Annotated in this window: 13 protein-coding genes; 8 read left to right on the top strand and 5 right to left on the bottom strand. The window is 71.3% G+C overall.

What is annotated here, in order from left to right:
• Positions 1–8 precede the first annotated feature (8 nt).
• The 3 genes from ACJX2R_RS08240 to ACJX2R_RS08230 form a co-directional block, all read right to left on the bottom strand.
• Positions 9–881, bottom strand: coding sequence for an alpha/beta fold hydrolase (locus ACJX2R_RS08240; RefSeq protein WP_413099477.1), 873 nt, complete (start codon positions 879–881; stop codon positions 9–11).
• 127 nt (positions 882–1008) lie between these two features.
• The gene (locus ACJX2R_RS08235; protein WP_413099476.1) at positions 1009–1461 is read right to left on the bottom strand and encodes a hypothetical protein; all 453 of its coding nucleotides are present in this window, start codon (positions 1459–1461) and stop codon (positions 1009–1011) included.
• 205 nt (positions 1462–1666) lie between these two features.
• Positions 1667–2734: a LacI family DNA-binding transcriptional regulator gene (locus ACJX2R_RS08230; protein ID WP_413099475.1), complete on the bottom strand. Its 1068-nt coding sequence runs from the start codon at positions 2732–2734 to the stop codon at positions 1667–1669.
• Positions 2735–2879: 145 nt separating this feature from the next.
• Here ACJX2R_RS08230 and ACJX2R_RS08225 point away from each other — a divergent pair, with 145 nt between their 5' ends.
• Both ACJX2R_RS08225 and ACJX2R_RS08220 read left to right on the top strand, forming a co-directional pair.
• Positions 2880–3857, top strand: coding sequence for an ROK family protein (locus ACJX2R_RS08225; protein ID WP_413099474.1), 978 nt, complete (start codon positions 2880–2882; stop codon positions 3855–3857).
• 215 nt (positions 3858–4072) lie between these two features.
• On the top strand, positions 4073–5662 hold the full coding sequence (locus ACJX2R_RS08220; protein WP_413105799.1) for a serine/threonine-protein kinase: 1590 nt from the start codon (positions 4073–4075) through the stop codon (positions 5660–5662).
• A gap of 72 nt (positions 5663–5734) precedes the next feature.
• On the opposite strand, the gene ACJX2R_RS08215 is transcribed toward ACJX2R_RS08220, so the two are convergent.
• Positions 5735–7792: an NPCBM/NEW2 domain-containing protein gene (locus ACJX2R_RS08215; protein WP_413099473.1), complete on the bottom strand. Its 2058-nt coding sequence runs from the start codon at positions 7790–7792 to the stop codon at positions 5735–5737.
• Positions 7793–8005: 213 nt separating this feature from the next.
• Between ACJX2R_RS08215 and ACJX2R_RS08210 the strand changes: the two genes are divergently transcribed.
• The 4 genes from ACJX2R_RS08210 to ACJX2R_RS08195 all read left to right on the top strand — a co-directional run bounded on the left by ACJX2R_RS08210 (position 8006) and on the right by ACJX2R_RS08195 (position 12419).
• Positions 8006–9289, top strand: a complete 1284-nt coding sequence (locus ACJX2R_RS08210) for an ABC transporter substrate-binding protein (protein ID WP_262704602.1) — start codon at positions 8006–8008, stop codon at positions 9287–9289.
• 12 nt (positions 9290–9301) lie between these two features.
• Positions 9302–10216 (top strand): carbohydrate ABC transporter permease, encoded by a 915-nt coding sequence (locus tag ACJX2R_RS08205; RefSeq protein WP_262704603.1) that lies wholly within the window; start codon positions 9302–9304, stop codon positions 10214–10216.
• Positions 10213–11133 (top strand): carbohydrate ABC transporter permease, encoded by a 921-nt coding sequence (locus ACJX2R_RS08200; RefSeq protein WP_413099472.1) that lies wholly within the window; start codon positions 10213–10215, stop codon positions 11131–11133. Before ACJX2R_RS08205 ends, ACJX2R_RS08200 begins: the two co-directional genes overlap by 4 nt.
• Before the next feature lie 206 nt (positions 11134–11339).
• Positions 11340–12419, top strand: a complete 1080-nt coding sequence (locus tag ACJX2R_RS08195) for an NUDIX hydrolase (RefSeq protein ID WP_262704605.1) — start codon at positions 11340–11342, stop codon at positions 12417–12419.
• A gap of 6 nt (positions 12420–12425) precedes the next feature.
• Here ACJX2R_RS08195 and ACJX2R_RS08190 read toward each other — a convergent pair whose 3' ends face one another.
• Positions 12426–13787 (bottom strand): dipeptidase, encoded by a 1362-nt coding sequence (locus ACJX2R_RS08190; RefSeq protein ID WP_413099471.1) that lies wholly within the window; start codon positions 13785–13787, stop codon positions 12426–12428.
• Positions 13788–13956: 169 nt separating this feature from the next.
• Between ACJX2R_RS08190 and ACJX2R_RS08185 the strand changes: the two genes are divergently transcribed.
• Both ACJX2R_RS08185 and ACJX2R_RS08180 read left to right on the top strand, forming a co-directional pair.
• Positions 13957–15162, top strand: a complete 1206-nt coding sequence (locus tag ACJX2R_RS08185; protein WP_262704607.1) for a geranylgeranyl reductase family protein — start codon at positions 13957–13959, stop codon at positions 15160–15162.
• Positions 15163–15342: 180 nt separating this feature from the next.
• A complete protein-coding gene (locus tag ACJX2R_RS08180; protein WP_413099470.1) occupies positions 15343–16578 on the top strand; it encodes a sensor histidine kinase in 1236 nt (411 codons plus the stop codon).
• The last annotated feature ends 38 nt before the right edge of the window (positions 16579–16616 follow it).

Genomic DNA, 16616 nt, shown 5'->3' with positions numbered 1-16616 from the left:
CGCGTGGTTCAGCGCGCGCCCACGTGGGCGCCGAGGAACTTCCGGATCAGGGGGACCACCTCGTCCAGGCCGGTTTCGAGGAGGAAGTGACCGCCCTCCTGGAGGTGCACCTCGGCCTTCGGGTTGTCGCGGGCGAAGGCGCGGGCGCCGTCGGGGCCGAAGATGGGGTCGTCGCGGCCCCATACGGCGAGCAGGGGCGGCTGGTGGGCGCGGAAGTACTCGTGCACCCGGGGGTACAGGGGGCTGTTGGTGGCGTAGTCCCGGAAGAGTTCGAGCTGGACCAGGTCGTTGCCGGGGCGGGACACCTGCTGGAAGTCGTGGTGCCAGGTGTCGGGGCTGACCAGGCTCTCGTCGGGAGCTCCGGTGAGGTACTGCCATTTGATCAGGTCCAGGGAGAGGGCCTGGCGGATGGCCTCCTCGTTCTTCGGGCTCTGATCCTCCTGGTAGGCCCACACCGGGCGCCAGAAGTCCGCGACGAAGCCCTCGTCGTAGGCGTTGCCGTTCTGCGTCACGATCGCGGTGACCGCTTCGGGGGCGCGCAGGGCCAGGCGCCAGCCGATGGGCGCGCCGTAGTCCTGGACGTAGAGGGCGTAGCGGTCGAGGCCGAGGTGGTCGAGGAGCCCGGCGGTGAGGTCGGTGAGGGCGTCGAAGGTGTAGTCGAACTCGTCGGCACCGGGGGCGTCGGAGAAGCCGAAGCCCAGGTGGTCGGGGGCGATGAGGCGGTAGCGGTCCGCCAGGCGCGGGATGAGGTCGCGGAACATGAACGAACTGGTGGGGAAGCCGTGCAGGAGGACGAGCGCGGGGGCGTCCGCGGGACCGGCCTCGCGGTAGAACAGCCGTCGGCCCTGGATGTCCGCGAACCGGTGGTGCACCTGTGACATGGCCTCTGCGCCTTTCGAGCCTGGTTCCGGGTCTCTCTGGGGCTTTGGGCCCTCGGGTCCTCGGGTCCTCGGGTCCTTGGGTTCTCGGGTCCTGGTGGTCAGTGCCGGTCAGCGGCGGCCAGTACGGTCAGTACCGCACCGCCGTGCCCACGTTCGCCGTGATGCGGCCGGTGAGCTTGCGGTGGCTGCGGGCGGTGGCCGGAGTGGGCTGGTTCGGGGGCACCTTGGACAGGCGCAGGACGACGGCGTCCACCAAGTCCCCGCTCGTGTCGCGGAAGTTGACCTCGATGGCGTAGCCGGCCGGGTGCTTGCTCCCGTTGGTCACGGTCAGCGGGGCCACGGCCCGCCCCGCGCCATCGCGGCTCACCCGGCCGACCTTCACCTCGCGCTTGGCCTGGGAGCCGCCCTTGATCTTGTCCAGCTCGGCCTGGGCCGACGCCCTCGCGGACGCGATGGCGGCGGAGGCCCGGGACACCTCGGACGACGGGGTGCCCCCGTCGTCCGAACAGCCGGCGGCGGCCGGCGCCAGCACGGCCATGAGGCTCACCGCGCAGATCGTCCGCGTTCGGCGCCCGCTCATCGCGTCTCCCTCGTTCCGTCGGACAGGCCCCGGGCCCTCCGCCTCCACCCTCGGGGGAGTGGGGGACCGAGGCAACCGGAGCGGGGCCGTTCAGGCGTTCGGGAGAAGCGCCCGTTCGGGGGAAGTGCCCGTTCGGGGGAAGTGCGCCGTTCGGGGAGGGCCGATCGGACGTCCGTGGAAGGCGTGCCGTTGGGGGAGGGGTCGCTCAGGATGCCGCGGGCGGGGGCAGTTCGCCCGAGCCGCGCGGGATCAGCCGGGTCGGCAGGACGAGCCGCCGGGGGTCCCCGCCCGCGCCGTCGAGGCGGCGGAAGAGCAGATCGGCGGCGGTCCGGCCGAGCTGGGCCGAGTCCTGGGCTATGACGGTGATCCCGGGCGAGAGCAGATCGGCGAGCTCGAAGTCGTCGAAGCCGATGAGGGCCACCGGCGTGGCGGGCGCGGGGCGCTCGGCCAGGACCCGTACGACCGTGACGGTGACCCGGTTGTTGCCCGCGAACAGCGCGGTGACCGGCTCGGTGGCGTCCAGCATCGCGGTGGCCGCGGCCCGGACCCGCTCAGGATCGGTGGGGCCGAGCGAGACCCAGGCGTCATGGACCGGCAACCCGGCCTCGCTCATCGCCGCGTGATAGCCGCGCAGCCGCTCGGCGGCGGTGTGGATGCCCGGCAGGTCGCCGAGGAAGCCGATCCGGCGGTGGCCGTGGGCGATCAGATGGGCGACGGCGTCGTGGGAACCGCCGAAGCTGTCGGCGAGCACGGCGTCGGCGTCGATGCGCCCCGCCGGCCGGTCGACGAAGACGGTGGCGATCCCGGCCGCCATCTCGGGCGCCAGATAGCGGTGGTCATGGCCGGCCGGGATGATGACGAGGCCGTCGACCCGGCGCGCGCACAGCGCGAGCACCAGCTCCTGCTCCCGCTCGGGGTCCTCCGCGCTGGACCCGTTGATCAGCAGCGCGCCATGGGCCCGGGCGACCTCCTCGACGGCGCGGCTCAGCGGACCGTAGAAGGGGTCGGCCAGATCCTCCAGGACCAGTCCGATGCTGGCCGTACGGCCCTTGCGCAGAATGCGGGCGCTGTCGTTGCGGCGGAAGCCGAGCGCGGTGATGGCCTCCTGGACGCGGCGCTCGGTGTCGGGGGTGACGCCCGGCTCGCCGTTGACAACTCTGGAGACGGTCTTGAGGCCGACCCCCGCCCGTGCGGCGACGTCCTTCATCGTGGGCCGGGTGCCGTAACGGCGTGTGGGGGTGCGGCTGGCGGTGCCCGGGGCGGTGTCGGTCACAGTGCGCTCGTCCCGTCGCTGGTCGTCGTGGGGGAAGGAGTGACGAGCATAGCCCCTGGACAACGTTGTCAGCGCCGGGAAGACTATTGCCGCACACTGAACGCGTCCATGCCCACCAGCATGCCCACCAGGAGAGTCGACACCTATGCCACGTGACCTCATCGCCGCACTGGACATCGGCGGCACCAAGATCGCGGGCGCTCTGGTGGACGGGAGCGGAAAGCTGGCCGTACGAACCCGCCGCGCCACCCGCGCCCAGGAGGACGGCGCCACGGTGATGGGCCAGGTCACCGCCGTGCTCGAAGAGCTCGCGGCCACCGCGCACTGGTCGCGGGTCGCCGCCGTCGGCATCGGCAGCGCGGGCCCGGTGGACGCCTCCGTGGGCACCGTCAGCCCCGTCAACATCCCCGGCTGGCGTGACTTCCCGCTGGTCGCCGGGGTCCGGGAGACCACTGGCGCACTGCCGGTGTCGCTGGTCGGGGACGGACCGGCGATGACGGCCGCCGAACACTGGCAGGGCGCGGCACGCGGCCGTAAGAGCGCGCTGTGCATGGTGGTCTCCACCGGTGTGGGCGGCGGGCTGGTCCTGGGCGGTCGGCTGCACCCGGGACCCACCGGAAACGCCGGGCACATCGGTCACATCAGCGTGGAGCTGGACGGGGACCCGTGCCCCTGTGGCGGACGCGGCTGTGTGGAGCGGATCGCCAGCGGCCCCAACATCGCCCGCCGCGCCCTGGACGGCGGCTGGCGCCCGGGGCCGGACGGTGACACCAGCGCCCAGGCCGTCGCCGCCTCGGCGCGGGCCGGGGACCCCGTCGCGCGGGCCTCCTTCGAACGGGCCGCCCAGGCCCTGGCCGCCGGGATCGCCGCGACCGCGGCGCTCGTCGAGATCGAGGTGGCGGTCGTGGGCGGCGGCGTGGCGGGCGCCGGGGACGTGCTCTTCGCGCCCCTGCGGCGCGCCCTGCGCGACTACGCGACCCTGTCGTTCGTCCAGGGGCTGGAGGTCGTCCCGGCGCAGATGGGCACCGACGCGGGCCTGGTGGGCGCGGCCGCCGCGGCGGCGCAGGAGGCGCGGCTGGAGGGGTTCGGCCCGGTGGCGGACACGCCTCCCACCGGGGGCTGAGCCTGTCCCACCGGGGCTGAGCCCCTTCCACCGGGGACTGAGCCCCTTCCGCCGGCGACTGAGCCTGTCCCACCGGGGACTGAGCCCCGCTCCTTCACCGTTTGGCCATGACCCGCTGTCACCGTCTGCCCCTAAGCTGTTCGCCCTGAGCCCGGCAGTGGCCGGGCGCGATCGAGGAGCGCGCGAGGGGAGGCGGAGCGGTGGCACCGGCGGACATGGGCGGCGATCTGTCCGGGCGGCTGCTGGGCGGGCGGTACCGGGTGACGGGCCGTCTCGGCCGGGGCGGCATGGGCGTGGTCTGCCGGGCGGTGGACGCGGTGCTCGGCCGGGAGGTCGCGGTCAAGGTGCTGCGCACCCACACCGACGCCTCCAGCGCCGAACTGGCCGATCTGCGCACCCGGATGCAGCGGGAGGCGCGGGCGGCGGCCCGGATCCGGCACTCCGGTGTGATCACGGTCCACGACGTGGCCGAGGAGGGCGGGCTGCCGCTCATCGTCATGGAGTTGATCGACGGGCCCTCGCTCGACGATGTGCTCGACGAGCGGGGCACCCTCGACCCCCGGGAGGCCGCGGGGATCGGCGCCGAGGTCGCGGACGCGCTCGGCGCGGCCCATGGTGCCGGGGTGCTGCACCGGGATGTGAAGCCCGGCAATGTGCTGCTGGACCGCGAGGGCCGCGTCGTCCTCACGGACTTCGGCATCGCGAGCCTGGAGGCGCCCGAGGACGGCGCGACCACCAAGCTGACCCGCAGCGGCGAGCTGATCGGCTCCCTGGACTATCTCGCGCCCGAGCGCGCCCAGGGCCAGGACCCGAGCCCGGCCTCGGACGTCTGGGCGCTGGGGATGACGCTGTACGCGGCGGTGGAGGGCTCGGCGCCGTTCCGCCGCACCTCCGTATGGTCCACGCTCACCGCGATCGTCAATGAGCCGCTGCCCGAGCCTCGGCTGGCCGGGCCGCTGGCGCCCGTGCTGCGCGCGCTGATGGACAAGGATCCGCGAGGGCGGCCGTCCGCCGCCGAGGCGCGCCGGATGCTGGCGGAGGTGGCGGCGGGGGAGACGCCGCGCGACGCGGTCGGGCCGCCGTCCGTTCCACCGAGCGAGCCGACCCCGTCCGCCCCGACCCCGTCCGCCCCGCCTCCGGGCTTCGGCCCGCCGCCCGTGGCGGAGCCGCTGGTGAGCGGGGAGCCGGGCGCGGGTGGCGGGGCCGGTGCGCGAAGTGCGGGGCGCAGGCGCCGCGGAGCGCTCATCGCGGCCGCGGCCGCGGCGGTCGCACTCATCGGCGGCGGGGTGACGTACGCACTGGTCGGAGGTGATGACCACACCACGGAGTCGGCGCGCACGAAGGATCCGCCGAGCGAAACGGCGGGCCGGGGGAAGACCGCCGCGCCGGGCGGCGGTAAGGCGAGCGCCACGGCCGGGCAGGGCAGTGCGCGGCCGGATGACACGGCCTCATCCACTCCGAGCGGCGGCGACGGCGACCAGGGCGGCCCGGCGGCCTCATCCGCGCCGCCCTCGGGCGCCGCACCCGTCTGCCATGGCGTCGAGGGCGGGCGGTACGACTGCGAGGTGTGGCGCGACGCCACCTCGTACACCCACGGCGGTGAGCCGGTCGGCACCCTCAAGCACGGCGTGAACTACTTCTACTGCCAGGAGAACCTGGGCCGCCGGGAGACCTATGGCAAGTGGACGAACGTGTGGTGGGCCAGGACCGACGACGACAACGGCCATCGCGATGTCTATGTGAGCGTCGTCTACGTCAAGGGCGGCGACAATGACGCGCCCCTTCCCGGGCTGCCCGAGTGCTGAGCCCGGGACGGCCGCGGGAAGGGACGGATCTCATCGGTGGATCTCATCGGTGGGTCTCATCGGTGGATCTGGTCAGCAGGCGAAGGCCGCGTCGGCCCAGTCCCCGTGGTCGCTGGTGACCCCGTCCCCGCCGTCGGTGACGACGAGCCGGACCGTCTTCGCCCCGCCGATGGCGGCGTCGAGGGCGGCGGCCGGATCGGCGTTGGTCAGCGTCTTCGACGATGCCACCTTGGCGTCGTCCGCCCAGACCTCGAAGCCGACCGTCCCGGCGGTGCCCTCCTCGTCGTCCACGCCGACCCGCGCGGTGAAGCGCGAGCACCGGCCGCCGGTGTAGTACGTGACCTCACTCGGCGCGTGCACGCCCAGGCCCTTGTCGTACGTGGTGCCGCCGAGGGTGAGCGGATGGCCGTCATCCGCCTCGTTCTCGCCGACGCTGGTGTTCTTCTCCACCGGGCCCCAGCCGTTGAGCGCGCTCAGCCAGGGCAGATCGCTCGCGTACGAGCTGCCGGAGGGTGGCGCGACCACCACATGGACCGCCGAGACCAGCCGGGCGGCGGCCCTGTCGCCTCCCGGTGAGCGGTAGTCGGCGCTGACCGTCAGGTCGTACGCACCGGGCGCGGCCCCGGCGGGCGCGGTCACCTGCCAGCGCGTGGCCAGCTTCGAGCCGGTGGGCAGTGAGGCGGCGCGGGTCGGGGAGGTGGCCTTGATCCGCCAGCCGTCGGGGCCGGTGAGCCGGACCGAGACCTGCTGGGCCGGGGTGCGGCCGAGGTCGGTGAGCGTGGTGTCGACCTGGGTCGCGGCCCCGGCCTCGGTCAGCGCGGTGCCGTCGAGGCCGAGTTCGGCGGCGGGCGGGTAGGAGGCCCAGCGAGTGTCGGCCGAGGCCCGGTAGAGCACGGTGCCATGGGCCGGGACGGTGGCCGAGATGGCTCCGGCGGTGTTGTAGTCCTTGTGCGCCCACAGATCGCGCAGCCGGTACGCGGTCGCCCGGGGCAGCCCGACCCCGGTCGCCGTGGTGGCGATGTGCTGCGGCCGGTCGGTCTCGTTGAACAGCGCGACGGCGCGGCTGCCGTCCGCCATCTCCTTGGCGATGACCCAGCGCCCGCCCTCGGAGGAGACCACGGTGCCCTGCTTGCCCAGCGGGTCCTGATCGACGGCGATCACTTCGTGATTGCCGAGGATTTCATAGGTCTCGGCGTTAGCCTTGCGCAGATCGGTACCGATCAGCAGCGGTGCGGCCATGATCGACCACAGCGAGAAGTGGCTGCGGTACTCGGTGGCCGTCATCCCGCCGTTGCCGACCTCCAGCATGTCCGGGTCGTTCCAGTGGCCGGGCCCGGCGTACTTCGCGAGCGGCAGGTTCTGCTTGGCGATCGACAGCATACTGCCCCAGCTGTCGCTGATGTCGCCCGTGGTCCGCCACAGATGGCCGACTTCCCCGGCCCACTCCCAGGGCTTGTTCTCGCCCCATTCGCAGATGCTGTAGACGATGGGGCGGCCGGTGGTCTCGGTCGCGGCCTTCAGGGCGTCGCGCATGGTGCGGTAGCGCTGCTTGGCGTCGACACCCTGGTTATTGCAGTTGTCGTACTTGAGATAGTCGATGCCCCAGTCGGCGAACTGCTGGGCGTCGGACTTCTCATGGCCGAGCCCCCCGGGGAAGCCGGCGCTGTTGCAGGTCTTGGTGCCCGCGCTGGTGTAGATGCCGATCTTCAGTCCCTTGGAGTGGACATAGTCGGCGACGGCCTTGATGCCGTTCGGGAAGCGGACCGGATCGGGCACCAGCTTGCCGTTGGCATCGCGCTGCGGCAGTGCCCAGCAGTCGTCGAGGTTGACGTACTGATATCCGGCGTCCTTCAGTCCCTTGGCCACGAAGATGTCGGCGATGCCCTTGACCATCGCCTCATTGAACTCCGCGCGGCAGTGGGTGGAGTTCCAGTTGTTGAAGCCCATCGGAGGGGTGAGGGCGAGCCCGTCACCGGGCGCGGCGCCCGGGTCGGAGGCCGGTGTGGTGACCTCGGCGCGATGCGCGGGCTGGGCGACGGCCGGGAGGGCCAGGCCGACCGTGGCCAGTAATCCGGCGCTCAGTGCTCCGATGACTCTTCGTCTCGCGGGTCGAAAACAGCGGTGGCGCATGATGCGGGTCCTCCGTTCTCAACGGGGGTAACGCAGTGTCATGGCTGCGTCACATGCGAGCGTTTACGGTAGACCCTGTTGGAGTCTGTTGGAAGAGATGCGATAACAGTTGTTCGATATCTCGTCAAAACCCTTGACGATTCGCGTGGCCGCCGGATGAGATCCCCTCACTCGCGTTCGGTTGTGTTTGATTGAACCTCTGTGGAGGGGCACATGGCACCGTCATCGTCAGGACATCGGATCTCCCGCCGTGCGCTACTACGAGGCACCGCGGTCGGAGCCGGCGCGGTAGCCCTTCCGACGCTGCTGACCGCCTGCGGTGGTCCGGGCAACGAAGTGAAGATCGGCTCCAACGCCTCCGACGCCGTGCCCCGCAAGGCGTTCGCCGAGGTGTTCAACGCGTACGAGAAGAAGTCGGACAAGAAGGTCAAGGTCAATACCGTCAACCACGAGGCCTTCCAGGAGGGCATCAACCGCTATCTGAAGGGCACCCCCGACGACGTCTTCATGTGGTTCGCCGGGTACCGCATGCAGTTCTTCGCCGAACAGGGGCAGCTCGCCGAGATCAGCGACCTCTGGAAGGGCTTCGACGGGTTCTCCGACGCGCTCAAGGCGCAGTCCACCGGCAAGGACGGCAAGCAGTACCTCGTGCCGTACTACTACTACCCCTGGGCCGTCTTCTACCGGAAGAGCGTCTTCGCCCAGCACGGCTACGAGGTGCCGAAGACCTTCGACGAGTTCCGGGCGCTCGCCAAGCGGATGGACAAGGACGGCCTCGACGCCATCGCCTTCGGCGACAAGGACGGCTGGCCCGCCATGGGGACCTTCGACTATCTCAATATGCGGGCCAACGGCTACGACTTCCATATCTCCCTCATGGGCGGCAAGGAGTCCTGGACTGATCCCAAGGTCCGAAACGTCTTCGACCTGTGGCGCGGGCTGATGCCGTACCACCAGAAGGGTGCCAACGGGCGGACCTGGCAGGAGGCCGCCCAGAGCCTGGCACAGAAGAAGTCCGGTATGGCGGTTTTCGGGCTGCCCCACCCCGGGCAGCAGTTCTCCGCCGCCGACCGCGATGATCTGGACTTCTTCCCCTTCCCCGAGATCGACTCCGCCTATGGCCAGGACGCGGTGGAGGCACCGATCGACGGCTTTCTGCTGGCGAAGAAGTCCAAGCGGCAGAAGGAGGGCAAGGAGCTGATGAAGTACCTCGCCACCCCCGCCGCCGAGGAGATCTACCTGAAGCGGGACCCGAACAACATCGCCGTCAACGACAAGGCGTCCACCTCTTCGTACAACGCGCTCCAGAAGAAGGCCGTCGACCTCGTCTCGAACGCCAAGCAGATATCGCAGTTCATGGACCGCGACACCCGGCCGGACTTCGCGTCCCAGGTGATGATCCGGGCCATTCAGCAGTTCATCAACAAGCCGAACGACATCGACTCCCTCACCAAGGACATCGAGTCCCAGAAGAAGACCATCTTCGCCAGCGACTAGGAGATTCGCGCCGTGCCGCTCCCGACCGCGCGGCGTGCCAAACGGCGGGGTCCGCGGAGGTTCACCTCCCGCGACCTCGCCGTCATCGGCGTGCTGCTGGGCATACCCATCCTGCTCGACCTGGCCCTGATCTGGGGTCCGACCCTCGCCTCCATCGGCCTGTCCTTCACCAGCTGGGACGGCATCGGCGATATCCACTGGGTGGGCATCGACAACTACAAGACCCTCTTCACCGACTATCCGCCGTTCTGGCCGGCGGTCCGCAACAATCTGCTCTGGGTCGCCTTTCTCGGCTTGGTCGCGACCCCCTTCGGACTGCTGCTGGCCGTACTGCTGGACAAGGGTGTCCGGTTCAGCCGCTTCTATCAGTCCACCCTCTATATGCCGGTGGTGCTCTCCCTCGCCATCGTCGGCTTCATCGCGCAGCTCGTCTTCTCCCGTGACCAGGGTGCGCTGAACGCGATCCTCGCCAACAAGAACGACCCGGTGGACTGGCTCGGAGATCCGGACCTCAATATCTGGATGGTGCTGCTTGCGGCCGCCTGGCGGCACACCGGGTATGTGATGATCCTCTATCTGGCCGGGCTGAAATCCGTCGATCCCTCGCTCAAGGAAGCGGCCGCGATCGACGGCGCCAGCGAGACCCAGACCTTCTTCCGGGTGGTGCTGCCCACCCTGCGGCCGGTCAACATCATCGTCGGCGTCATCACCGTGATCGAGGCATTGCGCGCCTTCGACATCGTCTATGCCATCAACCATGGCCGTAACGGGCTCGAACTGCTCTCGGTGCTGGTCACCGACAACATCATCGGCGAGGCCAGCCGGATTGGATTCGGCTCCGCGATCGCCGTCGTCCTGCTGACCGTGTCCCTGGGATTCATCGTGACCTATCTGGTCCAGGAGTTGCGAGGGGGGAAGAAGGGATGACCGTCACCACTCCGCCCGCCTCCGCACGGACCGTGACCCCGGTGACCGGCACCGGTAAGCGCCGGGTGACCCGCGGCCGGCTCGGGCTGCACGCCTTTCTGATGGTCGTGTCGCTCGCCTTCCTCGCCCCGCTGCTGCTCGCCGTCTACGCGTCGCTGCGGCCGTACGAGGAGACCGCGAAATACGGCTATTTCTCGCTGCCGCGCCATCTGTCGTTCGACTACTACGCCAAGGCGTTCAATGACTCCGGGATGGGCAAGTACTTCGTCAACTCGCTCATCATCGCGGTGCCCGGGGTCCTGCTGACGCTGTTTCTCGCCTCGTTCGTCGCCTTCTGTGTGACCCGGCTGAGAATACGCGGCGGGCTGGTGCTGCTCATGGTGTTCACGGCGGGCAATCTGCTGCCGCAGCAGGTCATCGTCACCCCGCTCTATGTGCTCTTCACCAAGATCAATCTGCCCTATTGGATGTCGGACTCGATGACGATGTACGACTCCTACTGGGCCGTGCTCGCCGTTCAGGTCGCCTTCCAGGTGGGATTCTGCGTCTTCGTCCTCGCCAACTTCATGCGCACCATTCCCGATGAGATCGTGGAGGCGGCGCGGGTGGACGGGGCGGGGGTCTGGACGCAGTACTGGAACATCACGCTTCCGCTGTGCCGGCCCGCGCTGGCCGCGCTCGCCACCCTGCAATTCACCTGGATGTACAACGACTTCCTCTGGGCGCTCGTCTTCATCTCCGACGGTGACAAGCTGCCCATCACCTCCGCGCTCAACAATCTGCGCGGCCAGTTCTTCACCGACTACAACCTGCTCGCGGCGGGCTCGGTGATCGTGGCACTTCCCACGGTGCTGGTCTTCCTGCTGTTGCAGCGCCACTTCATCGCCGGACTCACCCTCGGCGCCAGCAAGGGCTGATACGACAGGGGTCACTGTGGCTCATGCGGCCACGGTGACCCCTGTGGCACAAGGGCCACAAGATCCCCGACCGCACTCCGCCGCCCCGCCCCGCGCCCCCGCCCAACCCGTCCGGAGCGACGCGATCCGTCACTCGGTCGTCTTCGCGCGTTTCCATGACAGGGTGATGCGGGCAACTGTCAGGAGGCGATGGAATAGGGGGAAATGTGATCGTCTGGCTGAACGGTGCGTTCGGTGCGGGTAAGACCTCCGCGGCCCGCGAATTGGTGGACTTCATGCCCGGCAGCACGTTCTACGACCCGGAGCTGGTCGGTAACGGGCTGCGGATGATGCTCCCGCGGAAACGTCTTGAGCAGGTGTCCGACTACCAGGATCTGCCCTCCTGGCGCCGGCTGGTGGTGGACACCGGAGCGGCGCTGATCGCGGAGGTCGGCGGCCCGCTCGTGGTCCCGATGACGGTCCTCAGACAGGAGTACCGGGATGAGATCTTCGGCGGTTTCGCGGCCCGTCGCATTCCCGTACGGCATGTTCTGCTGCACACCGATGAAACGATCCTTCGCGAGCGCATAGCCGAACGCGAGGAGATACCCGGGGACGCGGACGCCAGCGAGTCCGTACGCCGGTGGTGCCTGGCCCATCTCGCGCCCTACCAGGCGGCCCTGACCTGGCTGACCACCGATGCCCATGTCGTGGACACCACCGGGCTCACCCCGCGCCAGACCGCCCAGCACATCGCCGACGCGGTCCGCGAGGGCGCCGGGATCTGCGACATCGTGCAGACCCCGGAGCCGAAGGCGGAGACGCTGGCCGCCGGGGTCCTGCTCTTCGACGAGGAGGACCGGGTGCTGCTCGTCGACCCCACCTACAAGCCCGGCTGGGAGTTCCCCGGCGGCGTCGTCGAACCGGGCGAACCCCCGATGTGCGCCGGGGTGCGCGAGGTCACCGAGGAGCTGGGGGTACGGCTGGACGAACCGCTGCGGCTGCTGGTGGCCGACTGGGAACGCCCCCAGCCGCCCGGCTACGGGGGCCTGCGGCTGCTCTTCGACGGCGGCAAGCTCTCCAGCGCGGCCGCCCAGGAGGTGCTGCTGCCCGGCTCCGAACTGCGCGGCTGGCGCTTCGTCACCGAGAGCGAGGCCGCCGCGCTGCTGCCACCGGTGCGGCTGAGCCGGCTGCGCTGGGCGCTGCGCGCCCGTGAGCAGGGCCGCCCGCTGTATCTCGAAGCGGGCGTCCCCACGGGCTCTGACCACGCCGGCCCGCGAGGGCGGCCCGCCGGCCGGGCGGGATGAAGGTGATCAGCCCCTGCCCGCCGCGTACATCCCCAGGAACAGCGCCTCGGTGAGCGAGAGCTTCTCCAACTCCTCCGGCGAGACGCTCTCGTTGACCGCGTGGATCCGCGCCTCCGGCTCGCTCAGCCCGATCAGCAGGATCTCCGCCTCCGGGTAGAGCGAGGCCAGTGTGTTGCACAGCGGGATCGAGCCGCCCTGCCCGGCGATGGCCATCTCCTGGCCGTCGTACGCCAGGCGCATCGCCTCCCGCATCGCCGCGTACGCCGGGCTCGTGGTGTCCGCGCGGAACGGCTGGCCCTGGCCGACCTGCTCCACCGAAAGCCGCGCGCCCCACGGCACCGAGGACCGGAGGTGCTCGGCGAGCAGCCGGTTGGCCTCGGCCGCGTCCACGCCCGGCGGCACCCGCAGGCTGATCAGCGCCCGCGCGCCCGCATGGACGGAGGGGGTGGCGCCGACCACCGGCGGGCAGTCGATGCCGAGCACGGTGACCGCGGGGCGCGCCCAGAGGCGGTCGGCGACCGTACCGGAGCCGATCAGCCCGACCCCGTCGAGCACCTTGGCGTCCTTGCGGAACTCCTCGTCCGGGTACTGGAGCCCGTCCCACGCCGCGTCCGCGTCGAGGCCCTTGACGGTGGTCGAGCCGTCCTCGGCGCGCAGCGAGTCCAGGACGCGGATCAGCGCGGCGAGCGCGTCCGGGGCCGCCCCGCCGAACTGGCCGGAGTGCAGATTGCCCTCCAGGGTCTCCACCGAGACCCGCAGCAGCGTCATCCCGCGCAGCGTGGCGGTGACCGTCGGCAGCCCGACCCGGAAGTTGCCCGCGTCGCCGATCACGATGGTGTCGGCGGTCAGCAGCTCCGGATGGGCCTCGGCGTAGCGCTCCAGACCGCCCGTGCCCTGCTCCTCCGAACCCTCCACGATCATCTTGACGTTGACCGGGACCCCGCCGTTCGCCTTGAGCGCGCGCAGCGCGGTGAGATGCATGATCACGCCGCCCTTGCAGTCCGCGGCGCCCCGCCCGTACCAGCGGCCGTCGCGCTCGGTCAGCTCGAAGGGCGGGGTGTGCCAGGCGGCCTCGTCCAGCGGGGGCTGCACGTCGTAGTGCGCGTAGAGCAGCACGGTCGGGGCGCCGGCCGGACCGGGCAGGAAGCCGTAGACGGACTGGGTGCCGTCGGGCGTGTCCAGCAGCGCCACGTCCTCGAACCCCTCGGCGCGCAGCGCGTCGGCGACCCAGCGGGCGGCCGCCTCGCATTCGCCGGGCGGGAACTGCGCCGGGTCCGCCACCGACTTGAAGGCCACCAGCTCGGCCAGCTCGGCCCTGGCGCGCGGTTGCAGGGCGGCGACGGTGGCGGCGAGAGGCGCCTTCTCCATGGGGGACCCTCCTGGGGTGCGACGGGCCGGCGGCGGGATGCGCGGCGATGGGCACGTATGTACGGCTTGATGACGCGTGGCCGATCATCCCACAGCGGGGTCATCCACCGGGGAGCCGTAGGATGCCGGGTAGGCGCATCAGGTCGGTCGATTGGGAGCGGATCCACACGTGAGCAGCGACAACGCAGCCCCGGACAATGAGACGGTATGGGACGTCGTCGTGGTGGGCGCGGGCCCCGCGGGTGCCTCCGCGGCCCATGCCGCCGCCTGCGCCGGGCGCCGGGTGCTGTTGTTGGAGAAGGCCGAGCTGCCGCGCTACAAGACCTGCGGCGGTGGCATCATCGGCCCCTCGCGCGACGCCCTTCCGCCGGGTTTCGAACTGCCGCTGCGGGAGCGGGTGCACGCGGTGACGTTCTCGCTGAACGGCAAGTTGTCCCGCACCCGCCGCTCCAAGCAGGCGCTCTTCGGACTGATCAACCGGCCGGAGTTCGACGCGGCCCTGGTCGACGCCGCCAGGGACGCGGGCGCCGAGGTCCGTACGGGCGTCGCGGTCACCCGCGTCGAGCAGCACGGCCCGGCCGTGCCGGACCGGCGCACGGTCGCCGTGGTGCTCTCCGACGGTGAGACGGTGCTGGCGCGGGCCGTGGTCGGCGCCGACGGCAGCGCGAGCCGCATAGGCGCGCACGTCGGCGTGAAGCTGGACCAGGTGGATCTCGGCCTGGAGGCGGAGATCCCGGTTCCGGAGACCGTCGCGGAGGACTGGGCGGGCCGGGTGCTCATCGACTGGGGCCCGATGCCGGGGAGTTACGGCTGGGTCTTCCCCAAGGGCGACACCCTTACCGTCGGCGTCATCTCGGCACGCGGCGAGGGCGCAGGGACCAAGCGCTACCTGGAGGACTTCATCGCCCGGCTCGGCCTCGCCGGATTCGAGCCGAGCATCTCCTCCGGCCATCTGACCCGCTGCCGCTCCGACGACTCGCCGCTGTCGCGCGGCCGGGTCCTGGTGTGCGGCGACGCGGCCGGGCTGCTGGAGCCGTGGACTCGCGAGGGCATCTCCTACGCGCTGCGCTCGGGCCGGCTCGCGGGGGAGTGGGCGGTGCGCGTCGCCGAGGCCCACGACGCGGTGGACGCCCGCCGTCAGGCCCTGAACTACGCCTTCGCGATCAAGGCGGGGCTGGGTGTGGAGATGGGTGTCGGCCGCCGTCTGCACACGGTCTTCGCCCGCCGCCCCGGGATGTTCCACGCGGCGATCACCGGCTTCCGCCCGGCGTGGCGCGCCTTCACGAAGATCACCCGCGGGACGACCACGCTGGCCGACCTCGTCCGCACCCACCCGGCCGCCCGCCGGGCCCTGGGGGCGATGGACCGGGGGTAGGGCCGGGGCGCGACCCTGCCGGGCCGTTCTGTCCCGCGATCGGTGCCGGATCCGGACCCGATTCACTCGTGGTGGCCATGGCTTGTCCGGCAGGGCATGGGCGCCTACTCCGCCGGGAGTAGGCGCGGGCACCGCGCAGGGGGGACGCCAGGGCCGCGCCGCCGGTTTAGCGTTGCCCGTATGCACGGATTCACGGGGGAGCACGGCCCGGGGCAGTGGCCGGGCGGATGGCGGCGCCGGGCACCCTTCGACCCATCGCGTTCGGCCCTGCCCTGGCGCTCCTCGGTCGCCATCGCCGTCATCCAGATGATGGGCACCGGGTTCGCCGCGCATGATCAGTCCGCCCGGGCGGCCCTCGGGCCCGGGAGCGCCGCGCTGCTGCTCGCCGGGCCCGCGCTGCTGCTCATGCGCCATCGCCGTCCCGGGGCGGTCGTGGTCGGCACGGCGCTGGTGACCGCCGTCTACCTCGCCGCCGGATATCCGTACGGGCCCGTCTTCCTCAGCGTCGTCGTCGCCTGTGTGACGGCCATCGCGGCCGGGCGGCGGATCGCCGCGTGGAGCGCGCTGGGGCTGCTGTGGGGGAGCCATCTGCTCATCGGCCACTGGCTCTACCGCTGGCTGCCGCCGGGCGACGACGGGCCCGTCGGATGGGGGCAGGAGCTGGTGGTCACCGCCTGGGCGGCGGCGATCGTGGCCGCCTCCGAACTCGTCCGCGTACGCCGTGAGCAGTGGGCCCGGGAACGGGCCGAACGGGAGGCGGCGGCGCGCCGCCGGGCGGACGAGGAGCGGCTGCGGATCGCCCGCGAACTGCACGACGTCCTCGCCCACAGCATCTCGGTCATCAACGTCCAGGCGGGCGTCGGGCTCGCCCTCCTCGACCAGGACCCCGAGCAGGCCCGCACCGCGCTGACCACCATCAAGGCGGCCAGCAAGGAGGCGCTGGGCGAGGTCCGCCAGGTCCTCGACACCCTGCGGACCTCCGGCTCCGGCGCGCCCGGCGCAGCGCCGCGCTCACCCGCGCCCGGCCTGGACCGGCTGGCGGAGCTGACCGGGCAGGCGGCGGATGCGGGGCTCGCGGTGCGGGTGGAGGTGGAGGGCGTACGGACGGCCCTGCCGCCGGGCGCCGATCTCGCGGCGTTCCGTATCGTGCAGGAGGCCCTGACCAACATCGTCCGCCACTCCGGCTCCCGGAACGCCCGTGTGCTGCTGCACCATGCCCCCGGTGAGCTGGAGCTGCGGGTGGACGACGACGGCCCCGCGACCGGGGACGGGGCGACGGGCGGTGGCAACGGCCTGGTCGGCATGCGCGAGCGGGCCGCCGCGCTCGGCGGCACAGTGGAGGCGGGCCCGCGCCCGGACGGCGGCTACCGCGTCCGGGCCAGGATCCCGTTCAAGGGTGGGAGGGAGACCCCATGAGGGACAAGGGTGGGAGGGGATCCCATGAGGGATGAGGA

It is taken from the genome of Streptomyces sp. Inha503 (genome assembly GCF_047215865.1).
Classification (GTDB): Bacteria; Actinomycetota; Actinomycetes; order Streptomycetales; family Streptomycetaceae; genus Streptomyces; species Streptomyces lycopersici.
This window is presented reverse-complemented; position numbering and strand designations above follow the sequence as displayed.